Raw genomic sequence first — 15089 nt, forward strand, 5'->3', positions numbered from 1 at the left:
CCTGCAGGTCAGGCGCCAACCCGCCCTACCTCGCTGGGTGACATCATCCTTGGATGGCGAACGCACAACTACCACCACGTGAAGGGTGAGGAGAGCTGGGGTGCTACCCCTTGGACTCCGGAGCGCCCGGTGCAGCGACCGATCCGGTGAATCCGCTCTGTGTCGTGAGGTAGAGGACCCCGCCCAGGCAGAGCGGCTCGGCGAGCGGGCCGAGGTCCAGACGCAGGCCCGCGGGGGTGGGAAGGCGTACGGTCCCGGAGGTGGAGCCGTCGGCGATGTCCAGGGTCCGTACCTCTCGGCGTCCCACAGCGAGAACGCGGTCGTCGGCGAGCGCGAGGCCACCGGTCGCCGTCGGTGCGGGGCGGCTCCAAAGAGGCTTACCCGTAGGCAAGTCGAAACCGTTCAGGCGTCCGCTCGTATCTCGTAGGACCAATATGTCGCGGTCACCTGCCACCGGCGCGGCGGCGGGAGTGACCGACGGGGCCAGAGTCCGCCGGGTCGAGAGCGTGCCCGGGGACAGGAGGATGACGCCACGGCGCCGGGTCGACCAGCACAGCAGTATGTCGTCGTGCGCGAGCAGGCCGGAGCAGTCGACGTCGTCGCGGATCCGCGGCTCCGGCACGGCTTCCGTGGTGTCCAGAGCGGCCACCGATCCGTCGGCCAGTGACAGATAGACCTGCTCGTCGTGGACGACCAAGGGGCCGTTCGCGTCCGGGAGACGGCCCGTCCATTCCTGGGCGCCGTCCCTTGTGCGCAGGGCCTGCACTTCGATGAGTTCGGCATCGGAGGTCGCTTGGTCGTCGATGTGCGCCACATACAGTCGGCCGGCCGCGTAGGTGAGTGCGCGCATGCCCGAATAACTCATCCGCTGGTACCGCCACTTGACCAGGCCCGTGGCCGCGTCCACCGCGCTGACCCCGGCCTGCGCCGGCACGAAGAAGAGGGTTCCGTCCGTGACGGGGGCGATGGCAGGATCGCCCGGCGGTGTCTGCGGGAAGTTGTCGTCGTCCGTCCTGCTCTCGTCGAAACCCTCCGTACGCCACTTCTCCTTGCCGGTGGCCAGATCGAGGGCGCGGGCTGCGCCGTGACCGTCGCCGCAGACGAGCAGCCCGGCACCGGCAGCACAACCGCCGGTCTTTCCCGTGCCCTTGACACTTCGGGCCCACGGGCGCCAGGCGTCGGGACGTCGCCCTCTGTCGAGTGCGGCGGCGGTGAACTCGCCACTGTGCGCGGCGTCGGCGTCCGGAACGGCGAACGGGCCGGCCTGCTCCCGCCTGTCGTCCGCCGCGGAAGCCGGGGGGCGTGTGTCGTCGGGCAGCACCACGGCCAGCGTGACAGCGAGCGCGGTGACCAGAGCCGCGACCCCCGCGATCAACGGCCGGCGGCTGGGCCTGGTGGGTGGCGCCGGAGGCGGCGGTACCGGACGCCCGGAGACCGCTGTCGGCGAGGGCGGCGGGACGAGGGATGGCGCAGGAGTTGCGGCGGAGGTTGCCGCTCGCTCCAACGGGACAGTTCCCGCAGCCTGTTCGCAGCGTTCCACGGCTTCGCGATGGGCGGCGAAAAGGGACAGGTAGGGTGCGGGCCAGAGCAGCTCGCCGCGGGCGGTGAGGGACAGTTCCGTCGCCAGTTCCGCAGCCGTGGGGCGTGCCGCCGGGTCCGGCCGGAGACACTGGGTGACCACATCGCGCAGCAGCGGGGGCAGCGCCGACAGGTCTGCCGCACCGGACGCGATGCGGTACAGCACCGACGCCGGTTCCTCGTCGTCGAAGGGGCCACGGCCCGTCGACGCAAAGCACAGGATCGCGCCCAGGCAGAACACATCCGAGGCGGGCACCTGTCCGTTGCCACTGGTCAGAAGCTCAGGGGACATGTAGCCCGGTGTGCCGATCAGCAGGCCGGTCGCGGTGAGGGCCGTCGCATCGAAGGCCTGCGCGATGCCGAAGTCGATCAGGCGCGGCCCGTCGGTGGTGAGCAGCACATTGCCGGGTTTGAGGTCACGGTGCAGGAGACGTGCGGTGTGCACCGCGTCGAGCGCCCGGGCGAGCCCCGCGCCCAGGGTTCGTACGGCGGGGACCGGCAGTGGGCCGCATCGGGCCACCGCATCGCCCAGCGCGGGCCCGGCGACGTACTCCGTTGCCAACCAGGGGACCTGGGCGTCGGCGTCGCCGTCGAGAAGTGCGGCGGTGTACGGCCCCGTGACCGCACGTGCCGCGTAGATCTCGCGGCGGAAGCGTTTCCGGAAGTCGATGCCGGTGTCGGTCTCGTCGGCCGGCGCCTTCAAGGTCTTCACAGCGACGAGCGGCCCGGCCACCACTCCGCCCGCGACCTCCCGGCGTGCCAGGAACACCTCGCCCATTCCGCCCGCGCCGATGCGGCCGATGAGCCGGTACGGGCCGATGCGTCGGATCGGCCCCTGCCAAGGGGTCAGCACGCCAAGTCCTCGTGCGGAGTGCGCGCATCGCTCACGGCAGTTTCACCGACGAGATCGTGCCGCGGTCGAAGACCACGTGGACCACACCCCCCAGCATCAGGACCTGCGGCGGCCGGATCTGGTCCCGGACGACGGTTCCGTTCCCGTCGTCCGGGACCTCGCTGCGGTCACCGGGTGCACCGGGCAGCGGGATGACCCGCGGCTTGCCGAGGCGTCCGCTCCTCCTGTCCAGGGGCGTCACGTAGAGCGAGTGGTTGTCGGCGAACACCGCCTGTCCGTCGGCCAGGAGCGGTGCGGAGACACTCGGCCCGTTCACGGGGGACTCCATAGTCTGTGTCTGCTTGCCGGTGCGCAGATCCGTCAGAACGATGAGGCCGGTGTCGTTGCCGTCGTCACTGCGTCGGGCGAGAGAATACGTACCGTCGTTCGCCGTCACGGTGACATCGGCACGCGTGGTCTTCTCATCGAGCAGGTACGAGTAGTGGCCCACAGGCTTGAGGGTGCGAGCTCCGTAGCGGTCCACCCGGATCTCGGCCTTCCCCCCGTCCGGGCTCGGCTGGTCCTCGGTCACCCTGCTGTCGCATTGGATCGTGCCGCCGCCGGAGGAAACACTGCGGCAGCCGGTGTCCGTCGTGGTTGGCGCGCGGCCAAGGACGACCCCTTTCCGGGCATCGACCGCGACGATTCCGTCGGGCGTGTGCGCGTACACCACGCCGTCGATCAGAACCCGGGCCGCGTACCGGCCCTCCTCGGCCTGGCTCGGACCGTCGCCCTCGTCGAGCGTCAGGTCCCACCGGGTGCTGCCATCGGTGACATCGTAGGCGCGCAGCGAGGCACCGTTCGGCACCTCGCTGAACAAATTCCCTTCCACGGTGGCGATGACGGTGTCATCTGCCAGCAGGGGCTGTGCACTGAACTCCCCTCGCCCTGAGGGAGGCTGGGCCCGCCAACGCACGTCACCGGTTCGCGAGTCGCGCAGTTGCAGCTCACCGTCCGATGCGATCAGGGCGTGCCCGCCCCTCACCTGGGGAGCAAGCGAGTCGCCCGGCATGAACAAGGTGCCGCTGCCGGGCCCGAAATAGGCCTCGCCGGTGCCGTCCTCGGCGACGGACGGGCCGCTGGCCGTCCACAGCCGATGCCCGTCGACTGTGGACAGCGCCTCGTACGTGCCGTTGGTCAGCAGGCACACGAGGGCCCGGGTGTCCGCGGAGCAGCTCATGCGTGCCCTGCTCAGCCGGCCCTGCCAGGGCTTCCAGCCGGGGGCCCGCTGTGCGGCGAACTGCGGTACGTAGCCACTGCGATCGACGGTGCCCGCTTCGTCGACCCCCGCCTGGGCCACAAGCTGGGCGGGGGTCAGGGTCGTCGTCGGGCCGGGTACGGCTCCGCCGGCCTTGGACCCGTTCCCGTCGTCCGCGCCGCGCAGGGCCAGGTACGCGCCCACACCCGCCCCGGCGACAGCCACTGCCGCGACCACGGCAAGCGCCCGGAACCGCCCGCGGAGGCGGGGCGCCGGGTGTGGGGCGGGCGCCGGCGGTGTGGGGCCCATGGTCGGGAACTGGTGCGGCGCCAGGGTGCCCGCGCCGAGCGGGCTTCCGGCGTACGGCTCCTGGGCGGTGAGGGGATTCGGCAGCGGCAGCAGCGGAGACCCCGTCGCACACAGCGCTGCCACCTCGCGCCGCTCGTCCTCGATGTCCCGGGCCACCGGGGCCGGCCAGCCCGCTCCGGAGCCGCTCCCTTCCTCGCCGTGCGCCGCGCGCAGTGCGGCGAACCGCTCCACGAGCTCGTCCGCGGTCGGCCGCGCCGCCGGGTTCTTCGCCAGGGACGCCGTGACCAGTGGCACCAGCTCGGCGGGAAGTCCGTCGAGCGGGGCGTCGGCTTCCGCCACGCGGTAGAGCACCGCCGCGAGCGGCCCGTTCCCGAACAGATCCCGGCCCGTGGCCGCGTACGCCAGGACTGAGGCCAGGCAGAACACATCGGAGGCCGCCACCACGTGCCGCCCACCGGCTATGTGCTCCGGCGACATGTAGGCGGGCGTGCCGAGCATGTGCCCTGTCGACGTCAAGGTCGTGGCGGTGCGGCTGCGGGCCACGCCGAAGTCGATCAGCCGCGGCCCGTCCGCTGCAAGCAGCACGTTCGCCGGCTTCAGGTCGCGGTGCGTCGCGCCGGCAGCGTGCACTGCCACCAGTGCGCGGGCCATGCCCTCGCCGAGCCGGGCCAGCGCTCCGCACGGCAGCTGGCCGTGCCGCCCCACTGCCTGGGCCAGGGTCGGCCCGACCACGAACTCGGTGGTCAGCCACGGCAGTTCCTCTGTCAGGTCGCTGTCCGTAAGACGCGCCACGTAGGGGCTGGTCACTGATGCCGCGACCGCTGCCTCCCGCGCGAAGCGCCGCAGATATTCCTCGTCCCGGGCCACCTCGTTGCGGATCACCTTCATGGCCACGAGGTCCGCCGGGCCGTATCCGGCGCCAAGACGCTCCGGGCGGGCCAGAAAGACCTCGCCCATGCCTCCCGCGCCCAGCCGGGCGAGCGTCACATACGGTCCGACGGCGCGCGGTGACGTCCCACGCAGTTGCCCCAGCATCCGTCGCCCCCGAATCCCCTGACTGCCAAGCGCGTTGCGACAGTGTGTCACGCGGCCGCACACGCGGTTCCGAGTGGACATCAGTGACCGCGGTGTGTGGCGTATCCCGGTGTCCGGCCGCCCGCTGCCCTCGATCGGCCGCTTTTCCCGGAGGTACGGTGCGTGTGGCTGCCAGGAGGGTGCCGTCCGGGGCGGCCGGCACCTTCGCGGAGGAGCAAGGTCGCGCGTGGGCGCACAGGGGAACCGGGGCCCGATAGAACCGAATACGCGGGAAGAACGATTCCTCACACCTCGGGCGGGCGAGGCGCCGCTTACCTCTCACGCAGTCCCGGCATCGCTTGCCGTGATCCCCGTACGCCCACGAAAAGGTGAACACCCCCTGCGTCTTTGCTCCGCCATGGCCGCATCGGCCGGCGCCCTCCCGCTGCTCCTCGCCACCCCACGCTCCGCCTCGGCCGCCAACGGCCAGTTCCGCTACACGTACGTGACCTCCGACTGCCAGGATTGTCCTGCCACCCGGATCGCCACACATCACCATGACGTGCCACGCTGGTGCGCACGACCCCGCGCTCGGCCCCGAGGCCATGCGGAGCACCTGGATGCAGGGGTATCCGAATGCCCGGCTCGACGTGCTCCGGGACGCAGGGCACCACGCGCCGGAGGAGAAGGTCGGCGTCACCCGGACCACTGACGTTCGCGGCGCCCGGTCATACCATCTGGCGTCGCCTCGCTGCCAGTTGACCGATGCCGGGCGTGGCACGAGGGGTCGTGTGCCCGGGCTGGGTCCAGCGGCCTGTGCAGCCGGTCAGGGCGAGCGGCGTACGCACCTCTGGGCGCCGTCCCGTCATGGCTTCGCGCCGCGGGGCACGACCATGTCGGTCAGCCGGGCAGCACCCGGTTCCAGACCCGACCAGGGCCCTGGCAGGCACAGCACGGCGATCGCGGACGTCGGGAACTTCGTGCGCGTCTGCTCCAGGGCGTAGCCGTCCGCCTCACCGGTGAGCATCAGGACCAGGTCCTGCACGCCGGGATTGTGTCCGACCAGTATCAGCGTCCGTACGCGCGCCGGGATATCCCGTACGACGCCGAGCAACTCCCCTGCGCTCGCCCGGTAGAGGCGTGCGTCGTGGGTCACCGGCGGGCCGGCTTCGAGCTCGTCCGAGACGAGGTCCCATGTCTGGCGGGTGCGCCGGGCGGTGGAGCACACGACGAGGTCGGGAACGCAGTCGGCCTCGCGCAGCCAGCGGCCGGCGGCCGGGGCGTTGCGGCGGCCGCGCGGGGCGAGAGGCCGCTCATGGTCGGCCCCGTCCCCGGGCCAGGCCGATTTGGCGTGCCGCAGCACGACCAGGCGCCGGGAGTCGCCCGCGGTCACGGAGTCTCCTGGTGCTGGTGGCCGACATCGCGCGCGAGGTCCAGCCCGAGGACGCGGTCGAGATGTGCGAAGGTCTCGAACTTGGCGCCGGCAGGCACGTCGGCGTTCCCCTCCACGCTGCGCAGCATGTCCAGGACGGCCGGGACGCCGAGATTGTCGGCGAGTGCGGCATGAGCCTGTCGCAACAGGTCGGCAGGGATCGGCCTGGACGGCTCCTGCGCCCAGTCGGCAACCAGTTGCCGCCAGTGCCGCAGTGTCCGCCGGGCCTGGGCGAGCGCGGCGCCGGTGACCAGGACGGGCGTGCGGTAGGTATGGCCGAGCAACAGCATCCTGACAGCCAGCGGATCGGTTCCCTCCAGGACGGCTGCGTCCGGGGAACCTGGGCCGCCCTCGTCCGGGGTTTCTGTGCCGGCCTGGCCCACGTCGATCCGCACCCCGCCGAAGCTGTCTTGCTGGTCGGCGCCGTGCGCGAGCACATGCACCTCTGCAGGAACGCTCGGTGTCCGACTCGGATCGTGAGCACGGACGGTGGCGGGCGGGTGGATGCCGAGTACGGCCATGACCCGGTCGAGCGCCCGCACTTGCTCCTGCGGCAGGTCCGGGGCGGTGAGCACCGTGAGGGTCTGCAGGCTGTGCAGCTCAGCGGTGCGCGCCAGTACGTCGCCGAGCAGCAGCACGCGCAGGTGCACCGCGCCGATTCCGTTGTCGATGACCGGCAGATGGACACAGATGCGCATGAGGTGGCGGTGCGCGGAGGGAATTTCCACGAGGTGGCCCGTGCGGGCGTCGGCGATACGCAGCATGCTGCGGAGGCTAGTCGTGGAAACCTCCGGTACGAAGGAAGCTGGCAGACGAAGCCTCGGACCGTAGAAACCCGGGTTCGATCGGTGTGGCCTCATCTCAGCCGCTCTCGGCCGGACCTGCAGCCGTGGCAGGTGACACTGACGCCACACGCCCGCACCCCTGATACGAGAGGGAACGAGTCATACGCCACTCGTCCCCGGACGGGTGTGCGCATCTGCCAGTACCCGGCAGGCGCACACCACTTCACTCGGCAGACGGTGACTCCACCGCTTCGGCGGTGCGGCGGTGTTCGGCGTTGATGCGCTGGGCTTCTTCGAGCTGGTCTTCGAGGATGACGATGCGGCAGGCAGCCTCGATGGGGGTCCCCTGGTCGACGAGTTCCCGGGCGCGGGCCGCGATGCGCAGCTGGTAGCGGGAGTAGCGGCGGTGTCCGCCTGCGGAACGCAGCGGGGTGATCAGGCGGGCTTCGCCGATGGCGCGGAGGAATCCCTGGGTGGTGCCGAGCATCTCGGCAGCCCGCCCCATGGTGTACGCGGGGTAGTCGTCGTCATCGAGACGGCCGAACGAATCATCTGCTGTCACTTGCACCTCTCTATGGAACGCCTGGAGGGGCCCTGGTGCCATTGGCACCAGGGCCCCGAAGGAACTGCTACACCATCTGCCGGCCCTGATAATGCGCCGGCGCTCTGTTTCCGCAGACCCGACCTGAAGACTGTCGGGGGTACGGGGATCGCGGTTGCTTGACCGGAGACCACCTCACTATCGATGTCCTGCGGTACCCGGGCCCAGTCATTCCGCCCGGGCGATCCTGATGGCGCGCTCCTCCGTTCTTCCTCTTGATCAACTGCTTACCGAACAGGACCTACGTACTCCTGTTTATTACGAACTGCTCGTGGCCTCGAAAAGCGCCACTCTCCGGCAGCCAGCCCCGTCGCCCGTCCTGCACCTGCTCCGGCTTGGAACCCCACTGCCGAACCTCCCGGCACGCGCGCCCGCAGCCGACGCCTTTACCGAGGAACCACTGACAACCGCACTGCTGGTACTGCGAACTGCACTTACCGAACTGCCGCAGCGTGAACTGCGGTCCTGCTCATGGCAGCCCCTGATCACTGCGGGCCACCCGGTCCGGTCGTCAGTCCCGTCGCCGTCCTGCAACAACCCTGGCTTCAGAACTCCACCACCGCACCGTCCTGCGCACTGCAACTGCGTGTACTGCTGCCCGGCAGTTCATCTCTGCCGGGCCTTGCTCGATCTCGGCTACGAGAGAAACCATAACCACCACACCATCCAATGTCTACTACGGCCGCCATAGATTTCCATGTGCCGGGCAGAGAGATAGTCGACCTCGACCGCCGAAGCGGCGCGGGCAGACCATTCCGGCCGAGGACACCCCCTCCGACCTGCGCCGTTACGCCCTCTTCGATGCCCTCGCCTGCTTGCAGACGTGCTTGCCGTAGGCGGTGCATACCCTCTGGCGCTTACCGGTGGCTACGCGGTCCAGGCGCACGGCCTGGTCGACCGGATCAGCCAGGACCTCGACGTCGCGACCGAGAACCCCGAGCGCATGGAGGACATTGCGACTGCCGTGCGCATCGGCTTGGAGCAGCGCGGGTGGCAGGTCAGCGCGTCTGCTCCTGCGCGGTCAACGCAGCACAGCCCGTGAGGCGGAGGGTCCGGGCGGGCGCGGCACCAGCGGGTGAACGGTCGCGCCACCACGCCCCGCTCGGCACCTTCTGGGACGAGGTCACCGGCCCCTCGGCACCGTGACTGCCCGGCAGCTCCTGACCCACACCGCGGGCCTCCACCTCCGGGCCCAGCTGAAGAACCTCTACGGCACCGACCCCGCCGGCATCCGCCGCGGAGTCCTGCACGAAACCCTCAACCGACCGCCCGGCGAAACCGTCGGGTACACCGACCGGGCCGCCCTCATCCTCGGCTACCTCGCCGAGCACCTCTCCGGCCAGCCCCTCGATGTCACGCCGCACAGCTCAGGCTGGCAGTGCGGGCGGCCGTGCCACAACGTGCGGTGCAGGCCGTGGGGTTCCGAGGCGGGGAACTCCCATCCCGTCTGCCATCGACCCAGGACATCCGGGCAGACCCGGCATCAGGCTCCCGTCACTCGAACGACCCGTTCGCCGCGCCTGAGCCGCCACAGCGCCGGAAGGTGAGCCGAGCGGGCATACCGACCCAGGAGGCGCATGTGAGCGCGATGGACTTTCCCGAAGAGGCCCCATCCGGAGCGAAGACAGCGGCAACACCAGCGGCGAGAGCGGGCACGCCTCTGCTGGGCTGGGTGACTCTGGCGATGATGACGACCGCTTCGGTGGCCAGCCTGCGGGCCGCGCCGACCATGGCGGTGTACGGACTCGCCTGTGTGTTCCTGTACCTCATCCCAGCCATCTGCTTCCTGCTGCCCACCTCGCTGGTGTCGGCGGAGCTGGCGTCCGGCTGGTCCGGCGGTGTCTATCGCTGGGTCAGCGAGGGCCTGTCGAAGCCGCTCGGTTTCCTCGCCGTCTGGTGCCAGTTCGCGATGACGATCTTCTACTACCCGAGCCTGCTGGCCTTCGTCGCGAGCACGCTCGCCTACGTCATCAACCCGGCCCTGGCTTCCAACGGCGTCTACACGGCCATCGTCATCATGGTTCTGTACTGGACGGGCGTCTGGATCTCCTCCCGCGGCACCAAGGCACTCGCCGGCCTCGCATCCTGGGGCCTGGTCATCGGCACCCTCATTCCGGGCACGCTTCTGGTGGTCCTCGGCATGGTCTTCCTCGGCCAGGGCAACCCCTCAGCGGCGCCCATGGACGCGGGCCACATTCTCCCGCCCTGGGTGGGAATTGCCAGCCTGGTGCTGATCGTCAACAACTTCCTCAGCTATTCGGGCATGGAGATGAACGCCGTCCATGTCTCGTCGCTCAAGGACCCGCCCCGTGAGTTCCCGAAGACGATGTTCCTGGCGATGGGGATGGTGCTGCTGATCTTCATCCTTCCCGCGCTCGCCATCAGCTGGGTCGTGCCGGCCGACCAGCTCTCCCTGACCGCAGGTGTCATGCAGGCGTTCGACGCGTTCTTCGCGTACTTCGACATCGGCTGGCTGACCCCCATCGCGGCCGTCGCCCTGGTCTCCGCGTCGCTGGGCGGCATGCTCACCTGGCTCGCCGGGCCGTCCAAGGGCCTGCTCCTGATCTCCCGGCAGGAGGGCTACCTGCCGCCGTACCTCCAGAAGCTCAACGGTCGTGGCGTCCAGCAGAACATCCTGGTCACGCAGGGCGTCGTCACCTCGGTGATCGCTCTGATGTACGCCCTGATCCCGAACGTCTCAAGTGTGTACTGGATCTTCTCTGTGATCACCACGCAGGTGTACCTGATCATGTACCTGCTGATGTTCGCAGCCGCCGTCCGCCTCCGTAAGACCCAGCCGGACCACCCCCGCGGCTACCGCGCCCCGGCTCTCACCCTGGTCTGCGTCGTAGGCTTCACGGCCTCGGCAGCTGCCCTCGTCATCGGGTTCATCCCCTCCTCCCAGTTCGGCGGCGGGAGTGTCTGGGCGTACGTCGGCTTCATCGCAGCCGGACTGCTGCTCCTCGGCTTCGTCATCCCCTGGCTGTTCCTTCACTTCCGCAAGCCCAGCTGGCGTTCGCACGCGACCGCCGAGAGCACGACGGGAGACCTGTCATGAGTGCCGGATGGAAGGCCTCGGAAAACCGATGGATCTACATCGGGGCGATTGTGGTCCTCGTGGCGCTGGTGGTGATCGGGCTCATCACCTACGGAAACCTGCGCGCCACCAACCAGTCCACGAGAAAAGCCAATCAGCTCGCTGACGAACTGGCACAGGCGGGCTACCCACGGCCCGACATCGACCAGGCGGCCCGCACGCTCGGCACCGACGGCGGCCACGTCTGCGAAGACCCGGCGTCCGCCCTCAAGACCGCCCTGTGGAAGATCAACCTCTCCAACGGCGCGACCGGACCTGGGCAGCGCCCGGTCATCGTGGACCGCAGAGCCGTGGAAGCGGGCGCGATCATCCTTGGGGTCTACTGCCCGGACAAGCTGGAGAAGATCCGGGACAGACTCGACGAGCTGAAGACCGACGACACGGTTGAGGGTGAGAGCAATGGCTGACGCTGCGCATGACTCCCGAGGCCGGCACTCCGACGGACTCGCGGACGCGATCGCGGCGCTGATGCCTCGCGCCAAGGCCGATCTCGCCGAACTGGTCGCCATTCCCTCCGTCGCCGATCCTCGGCAGCAGCCGCCGGAGGAGTGCCGCAGGGCGGCCCAGTGGGTCGCCGACGCCTTCAGCGAGGCCGGACTCTCGGATGTCCGTCTCGCCGAGACCCCGGACGGCAGCCACGCCGTGCTCGGGCACCGGCCGCCGCCGCCGGGTGCGCCTACGGTCCTGCTCTACTGCCACTACGACGTGCAGCCCCCTCTCGACGACGACGCATGGACCTCGCCGCCGTTCGCCCTCACCGAGCGCGACGGTCGTTGGTACGGGCGAGGCACGGCGGACTGCAAGGGCAATATCGTCATGCATCTCACGGCGCTGCGTGCGCTCGGCGCCGACCTTCCCGTCGGGCTGAAGTTCGTCGCGGAGGGCTCCGAGGAGCAGGGAACGGGCGGCCTGGAGCGCTATGTGGTCCAGCATCCCGAGGAGTTCGACGCGCAAGCGCTGCTGATCTGCGACACGGGCAACGCCGCCGTGGGCCGGCCGACGGCCACGTCCTCGCTGAGAGGGCTCGCCAATGTCGTCGTCACCGTCTCCACACTGCGCGGCGATGTCCACTCCGGGATGTTCGGCGGACCCGCCCCCGACGCCCTCGCGGCGCTCATCGTGATGCTCGCCTCGCTGCGGGACCCCGATGGCGGTACCCGGATCAAGGGCCTGGACTGTGAAGGGACCTGGACCGGAGTCCCGTACGACGCGGCGCAATTCAGGGCTGACGCCGGTGTTCTGGACGGCGTACGACTCACGGGTTCAGGGTCTGTCGCCGACCGGGTGTGGGCCCGGCCGGCGGTCACCGTGCTCGGGGTCGACTGCGCACCCGTCGTCGGGTCGGCCGCCGCCGTGCCGGCCGAGGCGCGCGCCCGGGTCAGCCTGCGGGTGCCGCCCGGAACGGACCCCGAGGCCGCACGCGCGGCGCTCACCGCGCATCTGGAGACCGCGGCCCCATGGGGTGCGCAGGTCTCGGTTGAGGCGGAGGCCACCGGCTCGCCGTTCCACGCTGCCACCGACGGCCCCGCCTATGCGGCGCTCGGCGTGGCGATGGACAGGGCGTACGACCGCCCCATGGAGTTCTTGGGGCAGGGCGGCTCCATCCCACTCTGCAACGTACTGGCCGAAACGTTCCCCCGCGCCGAGATCATCCTCATGGGGGTCGAGGAGCCACGGTGCCTGATCCACGCGCCGAACGAGAGCGTGGACCCGACAGAGATCGAGCGTATGGCCCTCGTCGAGGCACTGTTCCTGCGCGAGTACGCGAACCTTCACGCCTGAGCCGTGGCTCTCCGCCCTCCGCAGCGGTGCCACCGTCGGCGCGTGGGGACAGGGCACATCCCGCAGAGCGGCATGCCGGGCAGCAGCAGCGCGAGGGCCGCGCCTGACGCGCGGCACCCGTGGCCACGTGATCGAAGTCGACGGACTGACCAAGCGCTACGGCGACGTCCTCGCACCTCTCGGGGCCCACAAGCCATTCGCGAGCCATACGGCCCATCAGCAGTCGGCGTTGGCCGCGTGGCCGGGGCCGGAGGTCGGCGCTCTCGGCGCGGTTCGCGGGTTCGGTCGAGCGGTGCTTGACGATCACGAGGACGACCAGGACGACCAGGACGGCCTGGACGGCCTGGACGGCCTGGACGGCCTGGCGGACGATCGGCAGGACGATGCCCGGGGATGCCTTCGGGTCCAGGCCGACGGCGTTGGAGACGAGGCTGAAGTCCCACAGGCCGTGGACGAGCATCGGCAGCAGGAGGGTGCCGCCGACGCGCAGGCAGAGGTGGAAGAAGTAGCCGGAGGTGGAGCTCATCCGTCAGCATCACCCGGGCGCCATCCACAGCTGGCGGGGCGGGTCGGCGCAATCGAAGCTGGACCAAAATCGCCATTGAGCCGGAGAGAGCCATGAAACGCCACCTCAGCCGATGCTCCACCGCTTCGGTGACCGTCACGCTCGGCCTGGCCGCACTGGCGGGTTGCTCCTCGGACGAGCCCTCCAGCCCCGCAGCCTCCTCGGCGGCCTCCGCAGTGAAGTCGGGGGTGTCCGAACGTGCGTCCGCAGCCAGCAGCGCGGCCGCGTCCGTAGCGGCGTCCGCAGTCGCTTCGGCGGAGGCAGAAGCAGACGCCGCTCTGGCGAAGGTGAAGGGCGGGCTGGACGCCACGGCAGACGTCGCCCTCGGCAGCGTCGCGACCGCCTCCAACGGTCCGGCAGAGGTCCCGGTGAATGTCACCAACAATGACGCGAAGCCCCGGCGCTACACCATCGTGGTCGACTTCAAGGATCAGTCGGGCAACGCGCTCGACGTGGTCACCCTCGAGATCCCCGAGGTGGCCGCCGCCGGCAAGGCCAGTGCCACCGCGCGAAGTCACCGGGACCTGACCGGCACGGTGACCGCCGAGGTCCGCAACGCGTTGCGGTACTGAACGGCGCCTGGCTGCGGCTTTCCGGACACCGGGAGAGGCTCCGACAGCCCAGTCGGAGCAACCCAACGCGCCATCGCCGTCACCTTCCGTGTCATGGTGCCGCTCCCTGCTGACCGTCTGGGTGCACGACATCGTGCTGGACACCCGGGTCGACGGCGCGGAGATCACCTCGGACGTCGCTGCCCGGCGCCGCCGCCGGGCCCTGGTGACCACGATGCTCTGCGCGGCCTTCGCCTGTCCGTTCGTGGCCATGGGCCTCGTGATCGCCCGCCGGTACTACCCCGACCGTCTGCCCGCGGGGGTGCAGTCCGAGGACGCTGCCGCCACGATCTTCGACACGCTGCTGCGCTTCCTGCGCGTCAGCCTGCGCACGGCCATCGCCCTGGGTGTGGTCGTGGCGACCGGCGCCTACCTGTCCGGCGCCGGCCGGATGCCGCGTGCCCTCCGAGGGTGGGCCGACCGCACAGCCGACTCAGCCGCACAGCGGGGCGACACGCACGAGGTGCGCAGCGGACGGGTCGGCACGTGGACGGACGCCCATCGACGCCGGCTGATCCCGGGCGTACTGCTGGTGCCGGCCCTCGCATTCGCGATCTGGAACCACCCGGCGGTGCTGACCGTCCTCCTGCTGGTGCTCATCCTCCTCGTGGTAGTGGCTGTCCTCGCACTGCTGGCGGCGACCGGACGGGTCGGCAACACCGCAACCGGCACCCCGACAGCGGTGGCACGACCACCCAGGACACCGCCGGCACGCCGATCGCGCGGAGGGCCCCGGCCGGCTCGCAGCGCGGTTCACGCGGAGATCTCCTACGGTGGAGCGGTAGGGCGCTCGGCACCTGCGGATCCATTGCGGTCCGCCCCTGCCCCGCGTCAGCTACCCCGCGACATCGGAAAGGCACATCGCCATGGCCACTGCCTCTGAAACCCCCGTCCTGGACACCCTCGCCGCCATGACCGTCGACTCGATCGAACGGTGCGGGCTGCCGGCGGACATGCTCATCCTCACCCGCATCGCCGCGCTCGCCGCCTCTGACGCACCGCCCATCTCCTACGCCGCCCACATCGCACCGGCCATGCAGGCGGACCTGACCGCCGAACGGCTCCAGGACGTCCTGGTCGCCATCGCCCCGATCGTGGGCACGGCCCGCGTCATGACGGCGGCCGGGAACATAGCCGTGGCCCTCGGCGTCGCCATCGCCGTCGCGGAGGCGGAGATCGAAGCCGAAGGCTCATAGAAGTACAGCCCGCGCCCGCGCCGGATGTC

Annotated in this window: 12 protein-coding genes and 2 pseudogenes; 9 read left to right on the plus strand and 5 right to left on the minus strand. The window is 70.2% G+C overall.

The features are described from left to right. Window positions 1-103: 103 nt before the first annotated feature. The 5 genes from OG524_RS17340 to OG524_RS17360 form a co-directional block, all read right to left on the minus strand. Window positions 104-2431 (minus strand): protein kinase domain-containing protein, encoded by a 2328-nt coding sequence (locus OG524_RS17340; RefSeq protein ID WP_405810954.1) that lies wholly within the window; start codon window positions 2429-2431, stop codon window positions 104-106. Window positions 2432-2462: 31 nt separating this feature from the next. Further along, window positions 2463-5012, minus strand: a complete 2550-nt coding sequence (locus OG524_RS17345; protein WP_405389928.1) for a protein kinase domain-containing protein — start codon at window positions 5010-5012, stop codon at window positions 2463-2465. A gap of 844 nt (window positions 5013-5856) precedes the next feature. Continuing rightward, a complete protein-coding gene (locus OG524_RS17350) occupies window positions 5857-6384 on the minus strand; it encodes a SixA phosphatase family protein (RefSeq protein ID WP_405389927.1) in 528 nt (175 codons plus the stop codon). Then, window positions 6381-7187 carry a hypothetical protein gene (locus OG524_RS17355; protein WP_405810957.1) on the minus strand — a complete coding sequence of 269 codons (807 nt, stop codon included), beginning with the start codon at window positions 7185-7187 and terminating at the stop codon, window positions 6381-6383. Before OG524_RS17355 ends, OG524_RS17350 begins: the two co-directional genes overlap by 4 nt. Before the next feature lie 244 nt (window positions 7188-7431). After that, window positions 7432-7770 carry a MerR family transcriptional regulator gene (locus tag OG524_RS17360; RefSeq protein ID WP_326737211.1) on the minus strand — a complete coding sequence of 113 codons (339 nt, stop codon included), beginning with the start codon at window positions 7768-7770 and terminating at the stop codon, window positions 7432-7434. A gap of 850 nt (window positions 7771-8620) precedes the next feature. Here OG524_RS17360 and OG524_RS17365 point away from each other — a divergent pair. The 9 genes and pseudogenes from OG524_RS17365 to OG524_RS17405 all read left to right on the plus strand — a co-directional run. After that, a pseudogene (locus OG524_RS17365) lies at window positions 8621-8815 on the plus strand (nucleotidyl transferase AbiEii/AbiGii toxin family protein); the annotation flags it as partial. An 89-nt stretch (window positions 8816-8904) separates the two neighbouring features. Next, window positions 8905-9188 (plus strand): annotated as a pseudogene (locus OG524_RS17370) (serine hydrolase); the annotation flags it as partial. A 200-nt stretch (window positions 9189-9388) separates the two neighbouring features. Beyond that, the gene (locus OG524_RS17375) at window positions 9389-10867 is read left to right on the plus strand and encodes an APC family permease (RefSeq protein WP_405389925.1); all 1479 of its coding nucleotides are present in this window, start codon (window positions 9389-9391) and stop codon (window positions 10865-10867) included. Next, window positions 10864-11313, plus strand: coding sequence for a hypothetical protein (locus OG524_RS17380; RefSeq protein WP_405389924.1), 450 nt, complete (start codon window positions 10864-10866; stop codon window positions 11311-11313). The genes OG524_RS17375 and OG524_RS17380 overlap by 4 nt, the downstream gene beginning before the upstream one ends. Next, window positions 11306-12688 (plus strand): dipeptidase, encoded by a 1383-nt coding sequence (locus OG524_RS17385; RefSeq protein ID WP_405810960.1) that lies wholly within the window; start codon window positions 11306-11308, stop codon window positions 12686-12688. Before OG524_RS17380 ends, OG524_RS17385 begins: the two co-directional genes overlap by 8 nt. Window positions 12689-12815: 127 nt before the next feature. After that, window positions 12816-13310, plus strand: a complete 495-nt coding sequence (locus OG524_RS17390) for a hypothetical protein (RefSeq protein WP_405810962.1) — start codon at window positions 12816-12818, stop codon at window positions 13308-13310. Next, window positions 13307-13825, plus strand: coding sequence for a hypothetical protein (locus tag OG524_RS17395; RefSeq protein ID WP_405389922.1), 519 nt, complete (start codon window positions 13307-13309; stop codon window positions 13823-13825). Before OG524_RS17390 ends, OG524_RS17395 begins: the two co-directional genes overlap by 4 nt. Window positions 13826-13913: 88 nt before the next feature. Further along, window positions 13914-14747, plus strand: a complete 834-nt coding sequence (locus tag OG524_RS17400; protein ID WP_405810964.1) for a hypothetical protein — start codon at window positions 13914-13916, stop codon at window positions 14745-14747. Further along, on the plus strand, window positions 14731-15060 hold the full coding sequence (locus OG524_RS17405) for a carboxymuconolactone decarboxylase family protein (protein ID WP_405389920.1): 330 nt from the start codon (window positions 14731-14733) through the stop codon (window positions 15058-15060). The genes OG524_RS17400 and OG524_RS17405 overlap by 17 nt, the downstream gene beginning before the upstream one ends. The last annotated feature ends 29 nt before the right edge of the window (window positions 15061-15089 follow it).

This window comes from Streptomyces sp. NBC_01520 (assembly GCF_045040375.1).
Taxonomy (GTDB): domain Bacteria; phylum Actinomycetota; class Actinomycetes; order Streptomycetales; family Streptomycetaceae; genus Streptomyces.